The 24,379-nt window shown below is 52.4% G+C and carries 19 protein-coding genes and 7 pseudogenes; 23 read left to right on the top strand and 3 right to left on the bottom strand.

The features are described from left to right. Nucleotides 1-50: 50 nt before the first annotated feature. The 17 genes and pseudogenes from tssJ to ABVN36_RS19465 all read left to right on the top strand — a co-directional run bounded on the left by tssJ (nt 51) and on the right by ABVN36_RS19465 (nt 20,152). A complete protein-coding gene (tssJ, locus tag ABVN36_RS19545) occupies nt 51-587 on the top strand; it encodes a type VI secretion system lipoprotein TssJ (RefSeq protein ID WP_001007107.1) in 537 nt (178 codons plus the stop codon). A gap of 3 nt (nt 588-590) precedes the next feature. Further along, nucleotides 591-1,934, top strand: coding sequence for a type VI secretion system baseplate subunit TssK (tssK, locus tag ABVN36_RS19540; RefSeq protein ID WP_023138340.1), 1,344 nt, complete (start codon nt 591-593; stop codon nt 1,932-1,934). Further along, entirely contained in the window at nt 1,931-3,235 is a 1,305-nt protein-coding gene (gene tssL, locus ABVN36_RS19535) for a type VI secretion system protein TssL, long form (protein ID WP_023138339.1), read from the top strand. The genes tssK and tssL overlap by 4 nt, the downstream gene beginning before the upstream one ends. 4 nt (nt 3,236-3,239) lie before the next feature. Next, a complete protein-coding gene (locus ABVN36_RS19530) occupies nt 3,240-4,013 on the top strand; it encodes a Rap1a/Tai family immunity protein (RefSeq protein ID WP_023138338.1) in 774 nt (257 codons plus the stop codon). Between the two features lie 216 nt (nt 4,014-4,229). Beyond that, a complete protein-coding gene (locus ABVN36_RS19525) occupies nt 4,230-4,661 on the top strand; it encodes a Shiga toxin A subunit (protein ID WP_077908610.1) in 432 nt (143 codons plus the stop codon). A gap of 33 nt (nt 4,662-4,694) precedes the next feature. Then, on the top strand, nt 4,695-8,564 hold the full coding sequence (tssM, locus tag ABVN36_RS19520; protein WP_393923691.1) for a type VI secretion system membrane subunit TssM: 3,870 nt from the start codon (nt 4,695-4,697) through the stop codon (nt 8,562-8,564). Continuing rightward, nucleotides 8,564-9,352 (top strand): TagF domain-containing protein, encoded by a 789-nt coding sequence (locus ABVN36_RS19515; RefSeq protein ID WP_001254128.1) that lies wholly within the window; start codon nt 8,564-8,566, stop codon nt 9,350-9,352. Before tssM ends, ABVN36_RS19515 begins: the two co-directional genes overlap by 1 nt. Beyond that, nucleotides 9,349-9,765 (top strand): DUF2195 family protein, encoded by a 417-nt coding sequence (locus tag ABVN36_RS19510; protein ID WP_001596567.1) that lies wholly within the window; start codon nt 9,349-9,351, stop codon nt 9,763-9,765. The genes ABVN36_RS19515 and ABVN36_RS19510 overlap by 4 nt, the downstream gene beginning before the upstream one ends. A 23-nt stretch (nt 9,766-9,788) precedes the next feature. Continuing rightward, nucleotides 9,789-10,310, top strand: a complete 522-nt coding sequence (locus ABVN36_RS19505) for a DUF2778 domain-containing protein (protein ID WP_000968384.1) — start codon at nt 9,789-9,791, stop codon at nt 10,308-10,310. Between the two features lie 396 nt (nt 10,311-10,706). Beyond that, complete coding sequence (locus ABVN36_RS19500; RefSeq protein ID WP_023138335.1) at nt 10,707-12,941, top strand: type VI secretion system Vgr family protein; 2,235 nt, start codon at nt 10,707-10,709, stop codon at nt 12,939-12,941. Between the two features lie 59 nt (nt 12,942-13,000). Next, nucleotides 13,001-13,459: a DcrB-related protein gene (locus tag ABVN36_RS19495; protein ID WP_000186513.1), complete on the top strand. Its 459-nt coding sequence runs from the start codon at nt 13,001-13,003 to the stop codon at nt 13,457-13,459. Between the two features lie 15 nt (nt 13,460-13,474). After that, nucleotides 13,475-18,187: an RHS repeat-associated core domain-containing protein gene (locus ABVN36_RS19490; protein ID WP_023138334.1), complete on the top strand. Its 4,713-nt coding sequence runs from the start codon at nt 13,475-13,477 to the stop codon at nt 18,185-18,187. 19 nt (nt 18,188-18,206) lie between these two features. After that, complete coding sequence (locus tag ABVN36_RS19485; RefSeq protein WP_001220174.1) at nt 18,207-18,518, top strand: hypothetical protein; 312 nt, start codon at nt 18,207-18,209, stop codon at nt 18,516-18,518. 265 nt (nt 18,519-18,783) lie between these two features. Continuing rightward, on the top strand, nt 18,784-19,122 hold the full coding sequence (locus ABVN36_RS19480) for a hypothetical protein (protein ID WP_023138333.1): 339 nt from the start codon (nt 18,784-18,786) through the stop codon (nt 19,120-19,122). Nucleotides 19,123-19,291: 169 nt separating this feature from the next. Continuing rightward, nucleotides 19,292-19,435 (top strand): annotated as a pseudogene (locus tag ABVN36_RS19475) (RHS repeat-associated core domain-containing protein); the annotation flags it as partial. Nucleotides 19,436-19,605: 170 nt separating this feature from the next. Beyond that, the gene (locus tag ABVN36_RS19470) at nt 19,606-19,788 is read left to right on the top strand and encodes a hypothetical protein (protein ID WP_139760049.1); all 183 of its coding nucleotides are present in this window, start codon (nt 19,606-19,608) and stop codon (nt 19,786-19,788) included. Beyond that, complete coding sequence (locus ABVN36_RS19465) at nt 19,775-20,152, top strand: Imm8 family immunity protein (RefSeq protein ID WP_000739708.1); 378 nt, start codon at nt 19,775-19,777, stop codon at nt 20,150-20,152. Before ABVN36_RS19470 ends, ABVN36_RS19465 begins: the two co-directional genes overlap by 14 nt. Before the next feature lie 90 nt (nt 20,153-20,242). On the opposite strand, the pseudogene ABVN36_RS19460 reads toward ABVN36_RS19465, so the two are convergent. Continuing rightward, nucleotides 20,243-20,489 (bottom strand): annotated as a pseudogene (locus tag ABVN36_RS19460) (hypothetical protein). A 136-nt stretch (nt 20,490-20,625) separates the two neighbouring features. Between ABVN36_RS19460 and ABVN36_RS19455 the strand changes: the two are divergent. The 5 genes and pseudogenes from ABVN36_RS19455 to ABVN36_RS19435 form a co-directional block, all read left to right on the top strand. After that, nucleotides 20,626-20,799 (top strand): annotated as a pseudogene (locus ABVN36_RS19455) (RHS repeat-associated core domain-containing protein); the annotation flags it as partial. An 815-nt stretch (nt 20,800-21,614) separates the two neighbouring features. Next, nucleotides 21,615-21,839: a hypothetical protein gene (locus ABVN36_RS19450; RefSeq protein WP_023138331.1), complete on the top strand. Its 225-nt coding sequence runs from the start codon at nt 21,615-21,617 to the stop codon at nt 21,837-21,839. A 92-nt stretch (nt 21,840-21,931) separates the two neighbouring features. Then, nucleotides 21,932-22,399 carry a sugar tyrosine-protein kinase gene (locus tag ABVN36_RS19445; protein WP_000828178.1) on the top strand — a complete coding sequence of 156 codons (468 nt, stop codon included), beginning with the start codon at nt 21,932-21,934 and terminating at the stop codon, nt 22,397-22,399. Nucleotides 22,400-22,428: 29 nt separating this feature from the next. Beyond that, nucleotides 22,429-22,586, top strand: a pseudogene (locus ABVN36_RS19440) (RHS repeat-associated core domain-containing protein); the annotation flags it as partial. Between the two features lie 130 nt (nt 22,587-22,716). Then, nucleotides 22,717-22,994 (top strand): annotated as a pseudogene (locus ABVN36_RS19435) (hypothetical protein). A gap of 66 nt (nt 22,995-23,060) precedes the next feature. On the opposite strand, the gene ABVN36_RS19430 reads toward ABVN36_RS19435, so the two are convergent. Further along, the gene (locus ABVN36_RS19430) at nt 23,061-23,375 is read right to left on the bottom strand and encodes a SymE family type I addiction module toxin (RefSeq protein ID WP_023892102.1); all 315 of its coding nucleotides are present in this window, start codon (nt 23,373-23,375) and stop codon (nt 23,061-23,063) included. A gap of 52 nt (nt 23,376-23,427) precedes the next feature. On the opposite strand from ABVN36_RS19430, the pseudogene ABVN36_RS19425 reads away from it, so the two are divergent. Next, nucleotides 23,428-23,589: pseudogene (locus ABVN36_RS19425) on the top strand (transposase); the annotation flags it as partial. Nucleotides 23,590-23,653: 64 nt separating this feature from the next. On the opposite strand, the pseudogene ABVN36_RS19420 reads toward ABVN36_RS19425, so the two are convergent. Beyond that, a pseudogene (locus ABVN36_RS19420) lies at nt 23,654-24,250 on the bottom strand (ATP-binding protein). Nucleotides 24,251-24,379 lie beyond the last annotated feature (129 nt).

Genomic DNA, 24,379 nt, shown 5'->3' with positions numbered 1-24,379 from the left:
CAGATTTATATCTGGCCGGATTTATTATTTTGATTTTAAAGGAATTTACAGTGAATGAATGGCGTAACCCCACTCGGTGGTTATGTGCGGTAGCTATGCCTTTTGCACTGCTCCTGCTTTCCGGATGCGGCAGTAGCGATGCGTTACCTGACCTCGAATCACAGCGACTCGACCTGAGCGTGAAAGCCTCCGATAAGGTGAATCCTGACAATCAGAAGAAGGCCGCGCCCATTGAGATACGTGTTTATGAACTAAAAAATGACGCCGCTTTCACGACAGCTGATTACTGGTCGCTCCATGACAACGACAAATCCGTCCTTACCGACGATTTAGTGCGTCGCGACAGCTTTATTTTGCGTCCCGGCGAAGAGAAAAAACTGCGTCGCCCGCTGAATGCGCAGACCACGGCAATCGGCGTACTGGCCGGATACCGTAACCTGGCCAAATCGGTCTGGCGGGTAACCTATAAAATCCCGGAAGCCCCGGAAAAAGCCTGGTACAGCAGCCTCATACCGGGGAAAGGAAAAGTGCAGTTGGAGGCGGAACTGGAACAAAGCGCCATTGTAATTACGGAACGGGATAAATGAATTATGAGCTGGAATGACCGCGTAGTCTGGAGTGAAGGACAATTTTTACTGCCGCAGATGTTTCAGCAGCAAGAGCGTTATCTGGAACACGTCATGCATTACCGCAGCCTGCCGCTGACCCCCTTTTTCTGGGGATTCAGCCACTACAATATTGATGGCGAAGCGCTGAACATCGGTAAACTGATACTGAAAGAGGCATCAGGGATTTTTCCTGACGGCACGCCGTTTAACGCACCGGACCACACCCCGCTGCCGCCGCCGCTGACCATCCTGCCGGAGCACCTGAACCAGCAGATTTGTCTGGCGGTACCGGTACGCGCGCCGAACAGCGAAGAAACCACGTTTGACAATAACCCGGAATCACTGGCGCGTTTCTCGGTACATGAACACGACATCCGCGACGCCAACTCGCTGGGACGTGGCGCGCAGTTATTACAGCTCAGTCACCTGCGCCTGCGGCTGCTGCCGGAAAAAGCGGTGACGGGCGCCTGGATTGGCCTGCCGCTGACCCGCATCACCGGGCTAAACCCTGACGGGCGGATAGATATCGACCACGACCTGATCCCGCCCATCATTAATTATCAGGCCAGTTCACTGATGTGTACCTGGCTGTCGTGGATCAACGATCTCATCCGAATGCGGGCCGATTCGCTGGCGGAACGGTTGACCGGCAGCGACAACCACGGCCATGAAGCAGCGGAGGTCTCCGATTACCTGCTGCTGCAAATTCTCAATCGCTTTGAGCCGCTGCTGACTCACCTGGCGAAAACCCCGCTGGCCCCGGAAGTGTTGTATCGCTACCTGTCCGAACTGGCCGGGGAACTCTCCACCTATGTGCGTCCACAAACGCGACGGCCCGCTGAATACAAAGAGTACAAACACCTGACGCCCTATGCCGGGTTGAAATCGCTGGTTGATGAGGTGCAGTTCCTGCTGAATGCGGTACTGATCCGGGGCGCGCAGCGCATCGAACTGAAAGAGGGGACTTACGGCATCCTGAATGCGGTGGTGGCTCCTTCCGATCTTGCCGATTTCAGCACTCTGGTACTGGCGATAAAGGCTTCAATGCCGACCGATGTGCTACTGCAACATTTTGCCGCCCAGACCAAAATCGGGCCATCCGATCGCCTGCCGGAACTGATCCGCTCGCATCTGCCGGGGCTGGCTTTGCAGGTTCTGCCTGTACCACCGCGCCAAATCCCGTTTCAGGCCGGATACATCTATTACGACATCCGCCGCGAGGGAGCATTGTGGGAACACATTGCCCGTTACGGCGGGATGGCCATGCATACCGCCGGGGAATTTCCGGGGCTGGAGACAGAACTGTGGGGAGTGCGCAATAAATGACAGACAGTACCCTGACGCCGCCAGCGGCGGACATGATGTCCTTTTTGTCCACCACGCCGGAGCATAAGGACAGTGAATATGAAACGCCGGTACACACCAGCCAGCGCACGGAACTCAATGTCATCGTTGAAGACGGTCCGGACAGCAAACTCCGGCTGGCTGAAATCAGCGCGGCGGCTAACCCGTTGCTCGCCGCTGCCCGGCCTTTATTGTGCGCTCTCGCAGCCATGCCCGCTAAACTGGATGCGGCCCTGGTAGAGCCTTACCGTAATCTATTGGTACGCGAGATGCATCTGTACCAGACATTATGCGATCAGGCGAACCTGCGGCGCGAGCACGTACTGGCGGTACGTTACTGCCTGTGTACGGCGCTTGATGAAGCCGCCAATAACACAACCTGGGGACGGCGCGGCGTCTGGGCCGGAAAAAGCCTGCTGGTAACATTTCATGGTGAAAGCGAAGGCGGGATAAAACTTTTCCAGATCATCGGGCGTCTGGCGGCCAGCTTCCAGGAGCATGGCAACGTACTGGAGGTTATCTACCACCTGCTGGGGTTGGGATTTGAAGGCCGCTACAGCGTGCAGCCAGACGGGCGTAAGCAACTGGACAATATTCGCCAGCAACTGCTGACACAGCTTTCACAGCGTCGCGATCCGGTTATGCCCGCGCTCTCGCCTGACTTTCAGGGGGCGATAAGCGGACGACTGCGGCGGATGCGCCGGGTGCCGGTCTGGCTGAGCGCCGGGATAGCCCTGTTGGCGATGCTGACGCTATTTGGCCTTTACAGCCACCGGATGGATGTGCAGACCGTCACCGTACAACAGCATATTGATGCGATTGGTATAAAACTGCCGCCGCCGCCCGTGCCGGTTCATAAGCTGCGGCTGAAAATCCTGCTGGCAAACGAAATCGCCCGTGGCCTGCTGACCGTGGACGAAGATGACCAGCACAGTAGGGTGGTCTTCCGTGGCGACGCCATGTTTGTGTCGGGACAGAAAACGGTGAGTGACGCAATCCGGCCAGTGATTAACAAAGCGGCGCGGGAAATCGCCCGCGTGGGCGGCGCAGTCACTGTAACGGGTCACACTGACAGCCAGCCCATTCATTCGGCTGAATTCCCATCCAACCTGGTGCTGTCGGAAAAACGGGCGGCGGAAGTTGCGGCGTTGCTGACCTCCGGCGGCGTACCTGCCGGACGGGTACATATCGTCGGCAAGGGCGATACGGTGCCGGTGGCGGATAACGGCAGTAAAGCCGGGCGGGCGAAAAACCGTCGGGTGGAAATTCTGGTAGTGGAGTGAATGAATGATGAAAAAATCAACCTATGATGTGTCTCATCATTCGGCAGTATGTGGCGTGACGGGGGATTATTATCGGATCTCAGCGACATATCACATAAAACGATCTATCCGTGTTTTTTTGATCATTTTATGTTGTTTATTACCCGGTGGCGTTTTTGCCGGGTCCCTGATTAACGCAGGATTCATTTCCCCCGATAATGTCAACCTCAGTATACGGGATTTTCTGGGATTTTATGCCAGTGATAACTTACAGGAAAAAGATAATACACTGATGTATGTGTTGGGGGTAGCGGATGCCACAGAAGGTAAGACGTGGTGTGGATATGGTCAGGTTGACAGTATAACAATAAACCATACTGTGCTGGCCTGGCTTGATCGGTACTCTGTGAAAAAGCCTGATGCAAGAGCTTCGGTGCTGATAGAGGAAGCATTAGTTAAAAATTTCCCCTGTCAGGGGACTGAACCCTCCGTAAAAATTGCTTCCCGGTCATCTCCTGTGTTATCCCTGACGCCGGATGCGCTTAATCTTTCAGGTAATGACTTTTTTAAATTTTGGGTATCTGGTAATCAACTGGATAAACTCAGGGCGGGTATCTATCTGCTTGGCGTGGAGGATGCAACGGAGAAAAAACTATGGTGTGGATACGATTTATTTAAGACGCTAACATTAAATGAAATTGTCTATGTTTTTCTTAAAAATAAAACACATAAAGAACTTAATTCTCGCGCGGCTGAACTTATCATAAATAAATTAATAGAGTATCCCTGTAATATATAAAATCATTCAAGTTGCATCAAGGCGGCAAGGGAGTGAATCCCCAGGAACGTACATTAGTTCGTGACTGGGGTAAGAGAGTAAAGCCAGCGCACATGTAACCTGAAATGTGACAGGTATACCCTGTGATAATGTTATCGCTGCCAGTTCAGATAAAGTCTTGGTGGTAAAGTCTTGGTGGTAAAGTCTTGGTAGTAAGGGATTGATATGTTTAAGATAATGGTCTGTCTGTTGGTGGGTGTTCCTGCCATTTCTTATGCGCACGATTATGGGTGTGCTACGGTTGGAGCATCAATGGAGTCATCATTATTTGATGCCATAAAAAATGACCTGAATATAGATGTCGCTGCTATTATAAAGGATAAAACAAAGGTAGAGATTCTTGATATCTCGCCTGTATCTAAGGTCTATGCAGAATCTCTGGCCAGGATGGATTATGAAAAAGATAAGGCCAAAAATAAAGTGGCAATATTAGATAAAAAATCCTATTTCGATAGTTACTATGAAAATCAGGTTAAATCTATCGTGGCAAAATATACCTATATTAACAAAGATAAAGAAAAAGATATTTTCATTGCATCCAGCTTCATGAATGCTGATGAGTGTTCTGTAAGATTTAATGGTTATATTACTTTATTCAGGGAATTTTAAAATATTGATTATTGGGTGGCGAGTCGAAATATAATGCAAAAATTTCTTAGTCTGCTTTTTTCCCGGCGCGCGCTGGCGGTTGTGGGCGTTCTGGTTCTGGCGCTGCTGGTCTGGTTTGTCGGGCCGCTGGTGTCATTTGATACCCTGCGCCCGCTGGCCTCCGTGGGTAGCCGGGTAGTGACCATTGCCCTGTTGCTGATGCTGCTGGTACTGTGGCTGGTCAACTGGTCGATGAGTATCATCGGCATCAGTGTCCTGTGCCTGGCGATTGGCTTCGTCACACCGCTGCTGGCCCTGGGCGATGTCCATCCGTTTGCGCCGCTGTGGGTCCGCCTGACCCTGATTGGTTTCATCCTGCTGATGTACGCGCTGTACGGCCTGTACCGGCTGTGGCGTGCGCTGCGTATGGATGAACAACTGCTGCGTCGCTTCCTGCATCCGCGCGGGGAAGAGGTACCGGTGGCAGGCGAGATCAAAGCTGACCTGCGCACCGTCAACCATATTGTCACGCAGGCCATCCGGCAGCTGCGGCAGTTGCGGGTGGATATGCCTGGCTGGCGTAAAATCTTCGAGGGAAAAGGCTTTCTGTATGAGCTGCCGTGGTTCATGGTGGTCGGCAGTCCCGGCGATGGCAAAACCACGGCCCTGCTGAACACCGGATTGCAGTTCCCGCTGGCGGAGCAAATGGAGCAGACCTCGCGTATCCTGACAGTGCCGGGTGGCGGCACGCTACACTGCGACTGGTGGTTTACCAACGAAGCGGTGTTGATTGACACCGCCGGACGCTACGCCCGCCACGATGACGGCGGCGAAGCGAGCGCCGCGCAGCGTAACGCCGGAGAGTGGCAGGGCTTTCTCGGTCTGCTGCGTAAACATCGCCCCGGCGCGCCGCTTAACGGCGTGATCCTGACGCTAAACGTGGCGGATTTAACCGCACAGTCACCGGCGGAACGCCTGGCGGCCTGCGCCGCTCTGCGGGCGCGACTGGCAGAACTGCGCGAGACCCTGGGGATTCGCTTTCCGGTCTATCTGGTGGTCACTAAAATGGATTTGTTGCCGGGGTTCAGCGAGTATTTTCGCACGCTGACCAGCCATCTTCGCGCACAAATCTGGGGCTTTACGTTGCCGTACAGCCGCAGGCGAAAAACGGGCGACCCGCAGGCGCTGCATGCCGCCTGCGCGCAGGAGCTGGCGCGCCTGACGCTGCGGTTGGATCAGGGACTGGATACCCGGTTACAGGAAGAGTACGACCTTAAAAGCCGCCAGCGGCTGTATACCTTCCCGCGTGAGTTCGCCGCCCTCGGCGAGCCGTTGCTGGAGGCTATTGAACAGATCTTCCTCGATTCAAAATTCGATGCCACGCAACTGAATAACACGCTGCGCGGGGTGTTTTTCACCAGTGCCGCGCAGGCGCAGGCCGACGCCGTGGCCGACCAGTTGAGTATCTGGCAGCGCTTTGTCCGGGCGATAAAAACCGCCCGTGGCGAATCCTCCGCCTCTCTCCCACACGCTCTGCCGGACGGCAACCGCAGCTACTTTCTGCATGACCTGCTGACACAGTTTATTTTCCGTGAAGCGCACCTGGTGGAGCCAAACCTCCAGTGGGCCTGGCGTTACCGCCTGCTGCGCCTCGGCGGGCACCTGCTGGTACTGGTGCTGGCATTCCTGTTGTGGCAGGGGATGCAGACCAGCCAGCAGACCAACGGCGACTATCTGAATGAAATCAGCGCCCGCGCGACCCGGCTGGACGGCGAGGTGAAAGCCTACACCGGTAAACCGGCGATGGCTCCCGTCCCGGCACTGCTGGACAGCGCAAGGGAACTGTCCGCCTGGCCGGAACTGGACCCGGACGCGCCGCCGCTGACCTGGCGCTACGGCCTGTACAGCGTACCGCCGGTAACCGACAGCGTGGCGTCGCTGTACAACCGCCTGCTGGATCAACTGCTGCTGCCGCCGCTGGTGAAACGGATGGAGTATGTGCTGGCGGACGCCATTGCCCGTCAGGACAGTAAAGCTGCGTATGATGCCCTGCGCATCTATCTGCTACTGAATCTGGATAAAGATCACGAAGATAAATACAACGCGGCGGAGATCCAGTCGTGGGTGATTAACGAGCTGGGGAACAGCGACAGCGTGGCCGGGTTTGGCGGGCGCGCCGCCGTGCTGACGCATATCGAAGCGCTGTTTGACGGCAGCCGGGTGGTGCATTCACCGTATGAGAAAAATGAGGCGCTGATCCGTCAGGCGCGGGCATTCCTCGACGGTCACACCAGTACCGAGCGTATCTATGCGCGGGCGCTGGCGGCGATGGAGAGCGAAGCGCCGCAGGAGTTCACGCTGGTACGCGCCGTCGGCGCGGATGCGGGAACGGTGTTTGTGCGTAGCAACGGCGCGCCGTTGGATCGGGGCGTGCCGGGTATTTTTACCCGTGAAGGTTACCGGGAGCTGTTCGACAAACGATTACCGGAATTTGTGGCGGCGGCGACGGCGAACGATGGCTGGGTGATGGGCCGGGAGAGTACGCCAAAAAAGCTGACTGACAGCCTGCGCAGCCAGATACCGGGGCAGGAGCAGTCTGTCGCCCGCGAAGTCCGCCGTTTGTACCTGACGGAATATGCCCGCCGCTGGCAGGATTTTCTGGACAGTATCCATAGTATCAACAGTGCCGGGGAAGAGGGCAGTTCCGGCCTGGCTTATGATTTACAGGTGCTGCGCACCCTGGCGTCGCCGGACTCACCGCTGATGCGGCTGGGAAAAGCGGTGGTGGAGCAGACCACGCTGGTGCCGCCGCCGGACCCGCAGGCCAGACAGAAACAACTGGCGCAGCGCGCATCCGGTAACGCGGGGAAAGTGGTACAGACGGCAAAACTGTTCCAGGATATTCACCCGGAAGAACGGCTGGAAAAAACGCTGGTGGATGACCGTTTCGCCGCGCTGCGCGAGGTCATTGCCGGGCGGACGGACGGCGGACAGAGCGGCGGTGGGACGATGCAGATCGCTTCGCTGCTGACCATGCTCAACGAGTATTACACCCAACTGACCATTGCTGATAGCGCGCTGGCGGCGGGGACGTTGCCAGCGCGCATTACTGCCGCAGACAAGTTGCAACTGGAGGCGGCGAAACTGCCTGCGCCGCTGAAAAACATCCTGCTGGATCTGACGAAGCAGGGAACGCGCAAAATCAACGCCGGGACCGGCGATGTGCTGAACACCCAGATGGAGGCGATGATGGGCGACGACTGCCGTGACGCCATCGACGGGCGCTATCCGTTCGCCGACAGTCCGCAGGAGGTCAGCGCCGAGGACTTTAACCGCATCTTCGCCAGCGGTGGCGTACTGGATGCTTTCTGGAGCAAACAACTGGCTCCGCTGGCGGACACCGCCAGCGATCCGTGGCGCTACAAACCGACCGAAGGCAACATGACGTTGCAGGGGCCGGATTTAACGCCGTTTCAGCAGGCGAAGCAGATCCGCAGCGTGTTTTTTAACAGCGAGGGCGGGAAAAAATTTTCCTGGTCGATGCAGATTAGCGTGGTGGATATGGATCCGGCCATCACGGAACTGGTGATTGATATCGACGGTCAGGTGCTGCGCTACGCCCATGGTCCGGACCGGCCCCTGAAAGTGACGTGGCCGGGACCGCGCAACGGCTCGATGGCGGAAATCACCGCCAGCCCGCGTATTCGCCAGGATACCTCAACGCTACTGACTGGCGGGCCGTGGGCGCTGTTTCATCTGCTGGACGCCGGAATGGTACAGGAAACGGCGGTGCGGGGGCGTCAACTGGTGGAATATGATTTTGACGGTCGCCGGGTGGTGCTGGAAATCACCGCCGGGCGGGATTTTAACCCGGTCAGCCGGGAGCTGTTGCAGAACTTCAGTTGTCCGGCGAGGGCGTTGTAATGCGCCGGCCAGCGGTGGTATCAGCCCCGGCGATGTTCGGCAGGCTGCCGGACCAGCGCGACTATGTGCGCTGGCGGGTGGGCGCTGAAGAGGGACGAATATGGCAGGACTGGCTGAACCGCCAGACATGGGTGGGCAGCGGGCGGCATATCGTGTTGCCGGAAGGCCAGACGACCGATGAAGAGCGTGACGGCTGGATGCACCTGTCGCCGCGTGGCGAACATGATATGCCCGCGCCGGAACACCATCCGCTGCCGTGGAGCTTTGTGATGTCGCCGGGATTTTTGCCGATGGGGGGGACGACTGACTGGCTGACCGGAGTGCTGATGGCGTCACGGGATAGCGTGGGACGCCCGTGGCCGCTGGTGATTTACCAGCGCTGCGGTCGGGAGTGGCTGGACGAGAGTTTGCAGGAGACGCAGGGCTGGCTGTACTGGCTGGCGAGGCTGGCGGCGCAGCATATCACGCCGGACACGATGCGGCGCGGGCGGCTGACGGAGCAGGTGGACCAGCTATGGGCGATGTGGCAGCCGGGGCCGTGGTGGGCGCAGTGGCTGCGTGGGTTACGACGAACATCGCAGCGCAGCCGGGAACTGACCGGGCTGCCGGATGAAGCACCGGTAGTAGAACTGCCGGGCGTGCGTTATCTGCCGTGGCCGGGCTGGCCGGGTAAGACGCTGGGGCAGGCAACACCGGGGCAAGGCTGGTTCTGGCAGCAGAACAGTGAAGGGCGGTATGTGGATGCGCTGCGGCTGGTGGATGAAGAAAATAGAGGTCAGATGCTGTGAAAAAGTACGCTGTAGAGGTTCTGTTTATGTCTGCCTGTGCAGGAATGTTCCTGCCCGTATTTGCCTGGGGCGGAACAGATGTAAACATTGATAACCCGCTGGCGGAGTGTGTGGATATCCATCCCGTTCATCGTCAGGAAATGGATAACCTTACCATTCTGAAAACAACGGTCACACTGAAAAAAAGTACCGGTGAATGTGGCTGTTTCTCAACATTAATCAACTATACCAGCTTACTGGCGCAGGATGTTGAGGGTTACGGACGCGGAAGTGCATATTCCCTTCAGGAGGGGAATATCTCACTGGCGAAGATGCAGGGACGTTATCCTTTCAGCTTTGTATTATCGGTGGATAACCAGTCTGTACGGGATCAGAAGCTGGCGCTAATGATACGTTGTACACCACCGCTGTAATACACAGAATAGTCAGGGAGAAGATGATGGCAGTAAGACTGACTTTTGACGGGCAAAAGCTGACATGGCCTGGTATCGGGATATTTAAGGCGACCACGGGGTTACCGGATTTACAGTGGCCAGATAAACAGTGTGTGCCGGATGCGGCGATACCGGAAGGGAATTATAAATTGTTTATTCAGTTTCAGGGGGAGGCACCGATAAGAAATGCTGCGGATTGTGATCTGGGACCATCATGGGGCTGGAGTACCATTCCGCGAGGCCAGGCTGCCGGAACATGTGAGATATACTGGGCGAACTGGGGATATAACCGTATCCGGCTGGAATCAGCGGATGAGAAGACCCGAAAAGCCTGTGGGGGCAAGCGGGGTGGTTTTTATATCCATGATTCCACCAAAGGTTACAGTCATGGTTGTATTGAAGTGGAACCGGTGTTTTTCCGTATTCTGAAACAGGAGACGGAAAAAGAAAATGGTGAAAAGACATTTACGGTTAATGTTAAGTATGTTTCTGGTCAGCAAACGAATGGTGGAACAAAACAATAATACCGTTAAAACCGGATGAAATTATCGTGTCTGGACGTGCTGTGGTTGACAATGATTACAATGGTGGCCAGATAAGTAATGAGCACCAATGATAAAGTATATGACTGGCGGTGTGCTGGTTATTAATCAAATTTCTATAAAATGCAATGCGAATCTGGTAAGCGTAATAAAAATAAAATCATAATATTGTTATGTTCATTTCCTTATTTATGTAATTCAGTATTTATGTTATGTGCTAATTTTTGTGTTTTTATTTTCATGGCTCTTGTCAGCAATATACCCTGCTCTTCTGGTAAATATTTAAATATAACAGGCTGGTTGCATTATAAAGTGCGGGGCACTGTTTCCTGACGGTGAGTCTATTTATTTTAATCCGGTATTAAAGGAGTCACTACCATGAGTTTTGTATCCACAAATAATAAATCCGGTATGGGAGGGCTGACGACAACCACGCCGCCGATAACCGGAGAAAGTGGCGGTGTCACCGCAGATTCAGTCGCCGGAAGCGTGGCCGATGCGGCGGAAGCCGCCGTGGAACAGGCTGCGGGATCGCTGTTTGGCGCATTGCCGGAGCCATCAGGACTGGTGAAAGCCGCGGTGGCAGCGGCGCAGGCTGCCGCCGCCGCAGGTATGGCGCAGGATACGGTATCGGCCATCGTCTCCGCTGTTGCAGGCGGGCCGGGGGCGCATAATGTGACGGTCAGCGGCAGCGCCGTACCGCCGGGCGCATTACTGTTCGCCAGCCTGGACGGCGGCGAAACATTAAGTGAACTGTTCAGCTATGTGGTACAGCTAAAAACGCCCGACACCCTGAATCTGGGCTATGTCTCCCCGGCGGCCAACCTGCCGCTCAAACCGATGGTGGGCAAAGATCTGTGCGTCAACATCGAACTGGATGGTGGCGGTAAACGACATATCAGCGGGCTGGTCACGGCGGCGCGGGTGGTGGGCCATGAAGGGCGTTCGGTTACCTATGAGCTGCGTATGGAGCCGTGGGTAAAACTGCTGACCCATACCAGCGACTACAAAGCATTCCAGAATAAAACCGTGGTGGATATTCTGGATGAGGTTCTGGCGGAATACCCCTACCCGGTGGAAAAGCGGCTGGTGGAAAGCTACCCGGTACGTACCTGGCAGGTGCAGTACGGTGAAACTGATTTTGATTTTCTTCAGCGACTGATGCAGGAGTGGGGCATCTACTGGTGGTTTGAGCACAGCGAGGACAGCCACACGCTGGTGCTGGCGGATGCCATCAGCGCCCACAAAGCATGTCCGGACTCGCCGCTGGTCGAGTGGCACCAGGAAGGGCTGAAGCTGGACAAGGAGTTTATCCACACTATCACGGCAAACGAGAGTCTGCGGACTGGCCAGTGGGTGCTGGATGATTTCGATTTTACGAAGCCACGTTCATTGCTGGCAAACACGGTGGCAAACCCGCGTGAAACCGGTCATGCCACCTACGAGCATTATGAGTGGCCGGGAGACTACTTCGACAAGAGTGAAGGCGAGATGCTGACGCGCATTCGTATGGAAGCGCAGCGCAGCCCCGGCAGTCGGGTGCTGGGGGGAGGGAATATCCGCACACTCATGACCGGTTATACCTTCACGCTGGAAAACTATCCCACTGCCGAAGTCAATCAGGAATACCTGCTGATGCAGACCTTGCTGTTTGTGCAGGACAACGCGCAGCACAGCGGGCAGGACCAGCACTTTACCTTTTCCACCCGTTTTGAACTGCACCCCACCCGCGAGGTGTTCCGCCCGCAGCGGACGGTGAGCAAACCCCACACCAAAGGGCCGCAGAGCGCCATCGTCACCGGCCCGGCGGGCCAGGAAATCTGGACGGATCAGTACGGGCGGGTAAAGGTACAGTTTGGCTGGGATCGCTACGGCAAAATGGATGAAAACAGCTCTTGCTGGATACGCGTCAGCTACCCATGGGCGGGCAAAGGCTTCGGGATGATCCAGATCCCGCGTATCGGCCAGGAAGTGCTGGTGGATTTCAAAAACGGCGATCCGGATCTGCCGATCATCGTGGGGCGTACCTACAACCAGGACACCATGCCGCCGTGGGGACTGCCGGGCGCGGCAACACAGAGCGGGATATACAGCCACACTATCGGCGGCGGACCGACCAATGCCAACGCTCTGCGTTTTGAAGATAAACCCGGTAGTGAAGAGGTCTGGCTACATGCTGAAAAAGATCAGCGTATTGAAGTTAATAATAATGAAAGTCACTGGGTGGGGAATAATCGGGTTAAGGTCATTGATCAGTCAGAAATAGCCACTATTGGCGCTGTCCGCGACCATAAAGTTCAGTATGACGATACCTCTCTGGCCGGAGGAAATAAAACCATTCAGACGGTAAAAGAGTTATATCTGGCAGCGGGTGATTCTATTACCCTGAGTTGTGGTGACACCGTTCTGTACATGAGCAGTAAGGGGGAATTTTACGTAACCTGTAAAACGTTCAATATTACTGCAACAGATGCCGATGGTCAGATTAATACTATAAAAGGGCAGCTGGATTTAAATATGGATAAAAGAGAACCCAAAGTGGGAACATTTGGTGAGTCAGAAAAAACAGCAATGGCAGCAGTAATTAAGGAAACTTTCCCACCCAAAGAATAGTTTTTATTTTAGTGCCGGACTTATCAACACTTTCAGACCAAAAAGGATTTTATATAATCATGACGAACTATTATATCAACGAAGCCATCTTGAGTTTCTCCGGTAATATATCCCAGGACAGCACCCTCAATATGATCCGCCTGAGCGATCCGGATGCGGCGCTGATTATCAGCCGCGGCAAAATGCAGGACGGTGATGAACTGGCGTCCCAGGTTGAACAACAGATGAAAAAACTGGAAAAGCAGGTTAAGGAACTGCGTTATACGCCAGCACAGGTTGTCCGGCTGGGTATTGACGGGAAAATGGAAGGGCTGGAAATACAGAGTCAGTTCATCCGGGGTAATGAGCATGTATATCAGTACCAGGCGGTATTTGTGCTACAGAGCAGCCGGGTAATGATGGCCCTGACCTATGCCCGCTCAACAGCGTTAACCGAAGCGGATAGGGGGCGCTGGGCGGATATCAAAAAGAATCTGCGTTTCAGGTTGGACCCGGAAAACACGGCAACCGGACAATAACACAGGGAGTGTGGTATGGGAGAAGCATTCTGGGCGGCAAGGGAAGGCGACGCGCTGCTGCATACGTCCTTTCTGGCAGATCTGGTGGGCAGTGCGCTGGAATTCGCCATCAATGCGGTTATTGATTTTGCGGCACTGGCTGTTGTGGCGCTGGCGACGGGGGCTACGGTGGCAACGCTGGGATGCAGCGCCGTATTACTTGTGGGGACCGTGGTCGGCGCGACGATGTTGCTGAGTGGCGCCGGGGAGAAAATCAGTAAAGCCTGTGAAGACATAGCCAACAGCCTTTTTCCGCCGAAAATTGAGGGATATATCCTGACCGGCTCAGGCGACACCCGGATTAACAGCAAACGGGCGGCGCGGGCGGCGGCAACGGCATTATCACGCCATGATGTAGAAACCCTGGATGCGCAGGCGCAGGCAGAGGCAGAAGAAGAAAAACGCAGGCAGGACGCCAAATCAATGTGGGATGTGGCTGGGGAATATCTGGATGCAGTAAAAGGCCGGGCAGAGAATATGGCTAAGGGCGTCGTTTCCGTGGTGAGCCGGATGGGATCAGCGGAAGGATGGGCCTCGCTGGGAAATGATGCTCTGGCGGAGGCGGGCGATATGCTTTCCGACACGGGCCACTTTATTTCAGAGATGTGGCAGCCCACGGTGGCAACGGCATATCCGGGGTCTGACCCGAAACAGGATGATAAAATCGACTGCCACAAACATCCCTCTTCATTCACCCAGTTTATGGCGCAGAAACTGCAGGCGCTGACGGATGACCCGGTGGGGACGGTACTGGGGGCGATGAACACTTTCGATGTGCTGGAAGCCGGTTTTCAGGCGGCAAGCGCGCTTATCGGCAGCGTGTCGAACCTGTTCAAAGGCGACGATGAGCCGCCCGCAGCAGAATATATCGCCGAAGGGACGCGGGATGTGCGTATCAACAGCCAGCCTGCGGCGCGCAGCGGGGTACGCTGTACCTGCGAGGCAAAAGTGGTGGATGAGCCTGAGAACGGCGTACATGTATCCGGTGATGTACGTATCGGCGGGCCGCTTCTGGTGGTACGGGATATCAAAAGCGGTAAGTCACAAATAACCCTGGTGACCACCATTGCGCTGACGTTCATGCAGCCCGGACGGGCGTCAGCTAAAAGTGCCTGCTTTATGATGGGATTGGGCATTAACATGATGGTTCAGAAGGCGGGGAGTGCGCTGAACCGCCCGGTAAACGCCGCCACCGGAGCCAAGTACCTGGCAGGCGATGATGACGTTGATTTCAGTCTGCCCGGCCACTTCCCGCTGGAGTGGCAGCGGACCTACAGCAGCCGTGATGAACGGACGGAGGGGATGTTCGGGCGGGGCTGGAGCGTGCTGTATGAAGTGTGCCTGGAGCGTACGCCGGACAACCCGGATGAAAACTGCATGACGTATGTGGCCCCGATGGGACGGCGAATTGACCTGCAGGCGGTGGAGCCGGGGAGCGGTTTTTACAGCCCCGGCGAGGGGCTGGCAGTGCGGCGCAGCGAACAGGGCCACTGGCTTATCAGCAGTGATGACGGCGTGTACAGGCTGTTTGAAGCGGACCCGTTCAGCCCACAGCGTCGGCGGCTGAAAATGCTGGGCGACCGCAACAGTAACTGCCAGCACCTGACCTACGACAACCACGGGCGTCTGGTGGAAATCAGCGGCGATCGGCAGCGCCCCTGCATCCGGCTGCACTATGAGCTGGCAGCGCACCCGCAGCGCGTGACGCGCATCTTCCGCCATTACCCGGAAGGGGAGCCGGAGCTGCTGCGGTGTTACCGTTACGATGAGGCGGGGCGGCTGAACGGGGTGGTGGACAACGCAGGTCAGTATCAGCGCGAGTTTGCGTATGACGACAACGACTGCATGACGATGCACCGGGAGCCGGGCGGCGAACGGTATTACTACTCCTGGGCGTGGTTTGAAGGCCCGGACGATGCGGCGTGGCGGGTGACGGGCCATCATACGGACAGCGGCGAGCAGTACCGACTGGACTGGAATCTGGCAGAACGTTCGCTGTGCGTGACGGATAGTCTGGGGCGTACGCGCTGCCACTGGTGGGATGCGCAGGGCCTGGTGACGGCGTACCGGGACGAGGCCGGGCAGATGACCACTTTCCGCTGGAGCGATGAAGAGCGGTTACTGCTGGGGATGACGGACGCGCAGGGCGGCAAATGGCGTTATGTCTATGACCGTCTCGGCCACCTGACGGAGACGCATGACCCGCTGGGCCGGGTTGAGCAGACGCAGTGGCATCCGGTGTGGCACCTGCCGGAAACGGAGGTGGATGCCGCGGGGGCGGCGTGGCGTTATGAGTATGATGAGCGGGGCAACCTGCAGGCGGTCAGCGATCCGCTGCACCAGCGCACGGTATACGGGTATGACCGGCACGGCCAGGTGGTGCGGATAACCGACGCGCGGGGCGGAGATAAATACCTGCAGTGGAACGAAGACGGGCAGCTTATGCGCCACACGGACTGTTCTGGCTCGCAGACGGCATGGTTTTATGATGAACGCACGCGGCTGGAAAGGGTGACGGACGCGGAGAGTAACAGTACGCGTTACAGCTATGACGGCAACGGACATCTGACGGAGGTCATGTTCGCGGACGGGCGTACGGAGCGTTACCAGCCGGATGCGGCGGGACGGCTGGTGAAATACACCAGCCCGGCGGGGCAGATAACACGCTGGCAGCGGGACGGCCAGGGGCGGGTGCGCAGGCAGACGGATGCGACGGGTCGCAGGACGGCGTATGAGTACGACGCTTACGGGCGGCTGACCACGCTCACGAACGAGAACGGGGAAAGCTACCGGTTCCGGTACGATGTTCTGGACCGGGTGACGGAACAGACGGACCCCGGCGGCAGCCGCCGGGCATACGGGTATAACGCGCTGAATGCGGTGACGGCGGTGATATACGGCGGGGAGCGCGGGGGAGAAATCCGTCACGGTCTGGAGCGTGATGCGGCGGGGAGGCTGACGGCGAAAACCACGCCGGAGACGCGCACGGAATACTGGTACGACGCGGCGGACCGTCTGCTGGAAATCCGCCGCAGGCGGCATGATGCGGCGGAAGGCGGAGAGCCGGAAGTTATCCGGTTCAGCTACGACAGTGCGGGTAACCTGCTGAGCGAGGAGACGGCGCAGGGCGTGCTGCAGCACCGGTACGATGTTCAGGGCAACCGCACAGAAACGCAGATGCCGGACGGGCGGACGCTGCGGTACCTGTACTACGGGAGCGGCCATCTCCAGCAAATCAACCTGGGGCGTGATGTCATCAGCGAGTTCACGCGCGACCACCTGCACCGTGAGGTGCAGCGGAGCCAGGGGCGGCTGGACACGCGGCGGATGTACGACCGGACGGGCCGGTTAACGCGGAAACTGACCTGTAAAGGAATGCGCGGTGTGGTGCCGGAGACGTTTATTGACCGGGAATATGCGTATAGTGGCCAGGACGAGCTGCTGAAAAAGCGGCACAGCCGGCAGGGGGTGACGGATTATTTTTACGACACGACGGGGCGCATCACGGCGTGCCGGAATGAGGCATACCTGGACAGCTGGCAGTACGACGCGGCGGCGAACCTGCTGGACAGGCGGCAGGGAGAGACCGCGCAGGCGGGTGCAGGCAGCGTGGTGCCGTTCAACCGGATAACGTCATACCGTGGGCTGCATTACCGTTACGATGAATATGGCCGGGTGGTGGAAAAGCGGGGCCGCAACGGTACGCAGCACTACCGCTGGGACGCGGAGCACCGGCTGACGGAAGTGGCGGTCATCCGGGGGAGCACCGTACGGCGTTACGGGTACGTGTACGACGCGCCGGGCAGGCGGGTGGAGAAGCACGAACTGGACGCGGAAGGAAAGCCGTATAACCGGACGACGTTTTTATGGGACGGAATGCGGCTGGCGCAGGAGTGCAGGCTGGGAAGAAGCAGCAGCCTGTATATCTACAGCGACCAGGGGAGCCACGAGCCGCTGGCGCGGGTGGACAGGGCGGCGCCGGGCGAAGCGGATGAGGTGCTGTATTACCATACGGACGTAAACGGCGCGCCGGAGGAGATGACGGACGGCGGGGGCAATATTGTCTGGGAAGCGGGCTATCAGGTATGGGGGAACCTGACGCATGAAAAAGAAACCCGGCCCGTACAGCAGAACCTGCGTTTCCAGGGGCAATATCTGGACAGGGAAACGGGGCTGCATTACAATTTGTACAGATTTTATGATCCGGATATCGGGAAGTTTATATCGGGCGACCCTATTTCGATCCGGGGCGGGATAAATCTTTATCAGTATGCGCCTAATCCGATTAAATGGATAGATCCACTTGGCTTATATAACGGTGAAGGTCAACGTGAACTTGGCAAATATCATGTATTTCATGAACACAATCTAGATATTACTGAATATGGATTATCAGATGCGGAACATTTTAGCCGTGGAAATCAGGCTATTTATGAACGGATGAAAAATGATCCTGCGTTCAGACGAGAAATGCAAACTAAGTATCCGGGTGTTGTTGAGCATGTACAACCAAGTTCAGGCGGAAAATTCAGTACGGAATCACCTCCAGGTTTGACGTGGCATCACGAAAATAAACCTGGGGTATTAAGTTTAGTTGATCGCTTGGATCATAAAACTTACCACAAGATTTATCACCCTGATGGTTCAGGTGGGCGTAAGAAATGGGGGGGAGGTACTGGATGTCGTTAACCACAATTGGAGATATTCAATGAGAATAATTAAAGGGTTTGATAGTTTATTATCTGAAGTTAAGACATTGCCGGATGTTGGCTGGCTATATGTGGATAAGGAATTTAATTTAAAATCTAAAATGGATATTTTAAATAAAGATTATTATCTCGCTGAAAATCGTGATGAGTCTTTTGATATGGCAGAAAATGATAAGATTAGAACATTTTTAGAATCTCCAACATTTTGTGACATTATTGATAATAGACTTAATCATCATCCCAATTCCAATAGAGATGAACTTTTAGAAGCAGTGATTTATTATCTGGAAGAAGATGACTTTATGGATTAATCCCTGACTCTCCTGAAAAGAGCCGGTAAGTGTTAAATTTTCCCGGCTCATTTATTATTTAAGTTCTGTTTCAGTATTCGCCTGATTCCCTTTCTTGGCTCGACCCATTAGGGGGTGAAATAGATATAATAATGGTAAGTATAATATATTGTTTGATCATTTGGTTGATCCGTTAAATAGGTGTTAAAGCGATGCTGTTCAATTTAAAAGAGCCAATGATGCCTTAATTGAAAGTATGAATAATGACCCTGTATTTTGACATGATATGGATAAAATTATATTTAGAGCCGAGTCTGATAGAGTGAATGCAAAGTCAAGTGGCACTGAAGCTATTTGGTATACGGTAGTGAGCGAACTTAATGAATCAGAAGTACTGGCCAGTATAAATCCATGGAATAGGGATGAAGCAGTTTTAAAGAAGAAACTTTATTTATTAGATGATTGTGTCATTGCTATACGGTCGGCAAGATCCGAAGATCGAATAGAAAAAAGAGATTATAATAAGGGATATTATTTTATTGAAATAATGAACCAAGATGAATCTATAAAACTTAGTTCGCATAGGATATATTCGTGGGAGCAAGCTATAGAATATTCTTTCTAACTTAAGTGATTGTCTTTTTTAGCTGCACAAAGGATATGGAAAGTGAAAAAAATATAATGATATGGAATTTAAATAAGGAATGCTACGAGATATTCCATAATACCCAGCGACTGGGAATATAATAATTTCTTATTATATTTTCAGGATTGATGCTTGATCTTGCAATTTTGGATTGCACTACAATCTGTTCAGGTGTTACGACTCGGGCTATGGATTATTCTCACAGCCAGATCCTATTTCGATCCGGGGTGGGATAAATCTTTATCAGTATGCGCCGAATCCATTAAGCTGGATCGATCCTCTTGGTTTAACCTGCAAGTTAACAAACCAGTAGTTTAAGAATAAGCTTAAACGAATTAGAAATCAGACCGCCGCAGGTGGTAATCGGGGAATTACTGGCGTTGTATCACAGAATGATGCTTTCAGATTAGGGAAAGCATTTGTAGGTCCTAATTATAGGTTATGTCCAGTGGTAAGGGACTTGTGCCAGAAGATGGTTTGAGAACATTCAGATTCCCTGCTGATAAAAGGGGATTTGATCGTGTTAACGGTCGTCCATGGTCGAAGACTGGAAAGCAAGTGAATTTTGAAACCAAAAATGGGGATGGTGATGTTATTGCCAATGTTCATTTAACGTGGAGAATTTTCGGCCATGAAAAAAAATAAACCACAACTTATTTTATACGATATGTCTTCAACAATGTTCGATCCACTTAGTGAGTGGGAGCCTGCTTCTCTTGAAGATACATATGTGGCTGTTGATTTATGCCTTGGGATGAATGATGGTGAAAAAGGAAGCAACTATTTCTATGTGAAAGTTGCCACTCCAGAAGCCTTGAGAAAGCGATCAAAGAATTTTCTCATATCTGATAACAGAGTTATTGTAATTGATTATTTTGATTATTATTTACTTAGGAAAGTAATCGAAAATATTCTAAAAAAATGTACAAGAGAAAATTGGGACGAATCTTGTCTTGTATTACAACGCTATTTTTCATGGGAATATGAAGATTATCATTACGAAAAATAGATAGTTAATTTTGTGAAAGATTCGTAGTAATATAAAGCCGGGAAAGAAATTAACTCTTCCCGGTTTTTTTATTAACCCCCGTTCAGTCCACTAAACCAGTACATCCTTCAACCCCTTAACCACCCGTTCAGCCTGATAAAGCTGTTCGCGCAGCTTCTACACCTCGTTACCGTCCGCCATTAGCACAATACACCCGTCCGAAATCTTCACCGTCACGCCGCTCCCCGGTCTCAAATCCCGCTTCTTCCTGGCAGTCGCCGCTGGGGATTTGTGAGTAACAGGCGGTCATGCAGGTTTCGCTGTTGATGTGGCGGACGCTGGCGCCGGAGGCATTCATATTTGCTGACTAAATAAATTCTTAATTCTCCGCCGGATGCTGGCTGATTGTGGAGCTCAGGGTGAGTGAGTATGGGCGCGACATCCTGGCACTGTGCCCCCCTCTCCCCGGCCAGCACCGGGCGGTGATGAGCAACCGGCTGCCGGGGCCGTATTTTGACGATGAAGCGGGCCTGCATTAAAATCTGTTCAGATATTATGCACCGGAGTGTGGCAGGTTCGTCAGTCAGGGCCCGACAGGGCTGTAAGGAGGATTAAATCCTTACCACTATCCGTTGAATCCCGTCACAGATACAGATCCGCTGGGATTGTTTACATGTGAATTATGTAGTCGCATGATAGATGAGACTAATAATAGTCTGGATAATCTTCCATTTAATCCGGCAAAAATGTTAACGGCTAGTTTAAATACGGCTAATTCTGCAAGATTGCACACAAGTGGGGTAACCAAACTCGGGATAGGTATTGCTGCTGATGGATTTATTATATTGTCTCCAGTGGGCAATGTCTCTCTGGCATGGGGGGAATATCAAATTAGCAACTGCTTCATATAACAGAGCAAATTTATGATTATCAGAATCACTTAATGAAACCGACAAGGATAGGTGCTGGAGAAATTTATTAGGTGTATTGCCTTATAGTGAACAGTTTGACGATCCAGATGAGCTATCAATTAGCGATGTGTGTAAAGAGAAATTCCATAACATGATGGATTCTCCAATGAATTTCATCAAAGAGATAGGGACATTGATGTTTGATGTATATGATTAATAAAATATCCATGTTGATCTTTATTATTGGAAGTATAATCGCGATAATATGGATATTATATGCCACTTTATCGAAAAGAGGGATGTTTAGAGATAATCTTAAAAAAATAATCAAGATAATATGTGATTTATTTTGGGGGATAGGCTGATAACTCTGAGTAAAGAATATCAGAGACTGTACATGAAATTATTAATCCTTCGTTGAATAAAAGCCGGGAAATCATTATGGGCGGATAACCGCATCACGGAAGATATGCAGTAACTGTACCGGTATGACTGTTACGGGAGGCTGACGCCAGAGCAGATGGTGGGGCAACTGGAGCTGGAGTACACACCCCCAAAGGAAAGAGAGGTTTGTGCGTATTATTCATTGTGTGATCATTGCGGTACAGGTACTTCTGCTGGTTTGTTATTCACAATATCAGCCCCTGATGCTGATTTATTACCAGGAATATCAGAGTCTGGAGGGGATTCTTATGGAGGCACTTCTTGCGGGAATGGCTTATACAGATGCTTGTGATCAAACTGATAGTTATAAATATACAAAAGGTGTGAGTATGGGACCCGGATTTGGAGACTAGGGGGAACTCACATGCTCCCGGCATTCGAGGTGTCTATCGGAGATTTTCGATCTGATGGATAAGGGATATGATTGGTTATCAGGTGAATTCAAGTGAAAAGAAATAGATTTTTTCTATCGTTACTATTTATGGTGTTGATTGTGTTGTTCGTTATTCTATTTTTTACATGGTTAGGTAGAGAGAATATTAAAAATGATAGCGCTATTCGAGAAGTTGCGAAAGAAGAAGTTGATAAGCTTTTTTCTCTTTATAATGAAGGGGAGTATGCTGAGATATATGATTTGTCATGTGACTCTTTCAAAAATGCCACTGCGAGAAAAGATTTTTTAACAGTTATGGGAACTAAAATGAAAATACTCGGTGAATTTAAAGGGCGAAAACTTCAATATAGCAATGTCATTAATTCAAAATCCGTGGAGTTATATTATAGAGTGGACTATATTAACTATTCTTTAATTGAAGAATTTAATTATATTAAAAATGATGGACAAAAAATATGCTTGCAAGCAATGTATACGGATGATGCGGGGAAACATGGGGAAGTAATTAAATTACATTAATGTGTGATAACTCCAGTTAGAACCTATCCCAATGCGATGAAGAATCGGGGCTGTATTATAACTAGCGCCGTTTCTATAATCCGGGACTGGGAAGGTATATTACGTAGATCCAATAGGGCTGAAAGGGGGATGGAGCCGATATCATTATCCGCTGAATCCTATTACAGATAGTGATCTTCTTGGTCTTATTACTTGTGGTACTGATAGAGGTGATTCTGGCAAGTTATTAAGATGAAAAATGGTTGAAAATAATTGCATTAGTGAATGCTTATTTATGTCTTTACCTACAAAAAGTAACGGATTTGCTTGCTGGAATTGTGTTAACGAATGTAAAGGAAATCAAGGCTATTGATGTTTTACTACAGGAATAGATATGGTTAACGATAAGGATACAGCTATATTAATTAGTGATTTAATGTTGAGATTCGGTAAGGAGCTTGATGAATCTGTTGCTGTTGTTCAGTCCCGTTGTGATGAGGATGAATTTAATGTATATCGAGAAACGGTTGGTTTTATCATGGGTGAAATGCTTATTAAAATAATGAATCCATTATATGAAAAACATCCAGAAATAAAACCAAAAGGATTGAAATAAAACATCTGGAACCGGATGAATAATGTGTAAAAGCCGGAGGGGTTATCTTTTCCCGGCTTTTTATTATCAATTACTCATTAACTCCTGTTCCGTTCTTTTGCGTTTAATCACCGGAATATCTCCGGTATTGTTCAGCGCCCCCAGAAATTTTTTTAACCACTGTTCTGCACTCCGTTTATTAATGCGGGTTACGCCCATCCCTTCAATACAGACAAAGAGTCCGTGGGTATGCTGCGGCGTGATCACGATGCAATCCCTCATTACCCGCACCTTGACGGGCATCCCGTTAATAAACCCCGCCTGCGGCATCCATTCACCGTACAAACGAACTGAAAGTCTCTCAATGCGTGAGTATGTAAGTATCCCGCATAATCGAGCCATTCACATTTAGAGATCATCCGACATAATCAATCTGCCAACGCAGGAGATCGCTGTGCGTAAAGCCCGTTTTACTGCGCACCAGATCATCGCTGTGATTAGATCAGTCGAATCCGGACGGACTGTTAAAGATGTCTACCGGGAGGCCGGTATTTCTGAAGCCACCAGGGACAACTGGATGTCTGGATACGGCGGCATGGAAGCTTCTGATATTAAATCTTGAGGATGTCAACGCCAGGATTTATGGTCGTTTTTCGCTATTTTTAATATCCGCTGTTTGATCACTTCTGCTGTCCGCTTTCCGCCATTTCATCTTCACTGATTGGCGTTGCGCTTTTGGTCAGCGCCCCGACTTTGCGTTTTTCCTTCAGTTGGTAACTTTCTCCTTTGATATTCAGTGTGGTTGAGTGATGCAGCAGCCGATCCAGGATCGCTGTTGCCAGCACGTTATCACCGAACATCTCTCCCCAGTCTGCGAAGCCTTTGTTTGACGTCAGGATAATGCTCGCTTTTTCATACCGTCGGTTCAGCAGTCGGAAGAACAGACTGGCTTCCTCGCTGGTCATTGGCAGGTAACCTATTTCGTCCAGGATCAGCCCCCGCGCATAGCTCAGTTGTTGTAGCTGGCGCTCCAGGCGGTTTACCAGCTTCGCTTTCATCAGCGTCTACTAGCCTGTCCTGCGGCATGAACAACCCCCGATGGCCCACATCTGCCGCTTTCACACCGGGGGCAACGGCCAGGTGGGTTTTCTCCACTCCGGGGGCCCCAGCAGGATCACATTCTCGCAGCGCTCCACGAACGCCAGACCGGCCAACTCCCGGACGACCTTACGATCGATGCCTGGCTGGAAGCTGAAGTCGAACTGCTGCAGCGCCATGCACAGGAATGTCGACTTATTTTTGGGCTGACAGAGGCATTGGTCGTTAAGACTTGTATATTCATGTTGCTTACTCGCACAAAAGGGGGAAAGGAACCGTAAACAACATTGACAGGTAAGGGACTGGCA

The sequence above is a fragment of the Salmonella sp. SJTUF15581 genome (assembly GCF_043356775.1).
Lineage (GTDB): Bacteria > Pseudomonadota > Gammaproteobacteria > Enterobacterales > Enterobacteriaceae > Salmonella > Salmonella enterica.
Note: the sequence above shows the minus strand (reverse complement) of the source record. Positions and strands in the feature narration are given on the sequence as shown.

Coding starts and splice junctions, on each gene's coding strand:
- tssM (WP_393923691.1), top strand. CDS start 4,695: ATGCAAAAATTTCTTAGTCTGCTTTTTTCCCGGCGCGCGCTGGCGGTT.
- ABVN36_RS19485 (WP_001220174.1), top strand. CDS start 18,207: ATGAGAATAATTAAAGGGTTTGATAGTTTATTATCTGAAGTTAAGACA.
- ABVN36_RS19465 (WP_000739708.1), top strand. CDS start 19,775: ATGAAAAAAAATAAACCACAACTTATTTTATACGATATGTCTTCAACA.
- ABVN36_RS19525 (WP_077908610.1), top strand. CDS start 4,230: ATGGTCTGTCTGTTGGTGGGTGTTCCTGCCATTTCTTATGCGCACGAT.
- tssL (WP_023138339.1), top strand. CDS start 1,931: ATGACAGACAGTACCCTGACGCCGCCAGCGGCGGACATGATGTCCTTT.
- ABVN36_RS19495 (WP_000186513.1), top strand. CDS start 13,001: ATGACGAACTATTATATCAACGAAGCCATCTTGAGTTTCTCCGGTAAT.
- ABVN36_RS19490 (WP_023138334.1), top strand. CDS start 13,475: ATGGGAGAAGCATTCTGGGCGGCAAGGGAAGGCGACGCGCTGCTGCAT.
- ABVN36_RS19530 (WP_023138338.1), top strand. CDS start 3,240: ATGATGAAAAAATCAACCTATGATGTGTCTCATCATTCGGCAGTATGT.
- ABVN36_RS19430 (WP_023892102.1), bottom strand. CDS start 23,375: ATGGCTCGATTATGCGGGATACTTACATACTCACGCATTGAGAGACTT.
- tssK (WP_023138340.1), top strand. CDS start 591: ATGAGCTGGAATGACCGCGTAGTCTGGAGTGAAGGACAATTTTTACTG.
- ABVN36_RS19480 (WP_023138333.1), top strand. CDS start 18,784: ATGGATAAAATTATATTTAGAGCCGAGTCTGATAGAGTGAATGCAAAG.
- ABVN36_RS19505 (WP_000968384.1), top strand. CDS start 9,789: ATGATGGCAGTAAGACTGACTTTTGACGGGCAAAAGCTGACATGGCCT.
- ABVN36_RS19500 (WP_023138335.1), top strand. CDS start 10,707: ATGAGTTTTGTATCCACAAATAATAAATCCGGTATGGGAGGGCTGACG.
- ABVN36_RS19515 (WP_001254128.1), top strand. CDS start 8,564: ATGCGCCGGCCAGCGGTGGTATCAGCCCCGGCGATGTTCGGCAGGCTG.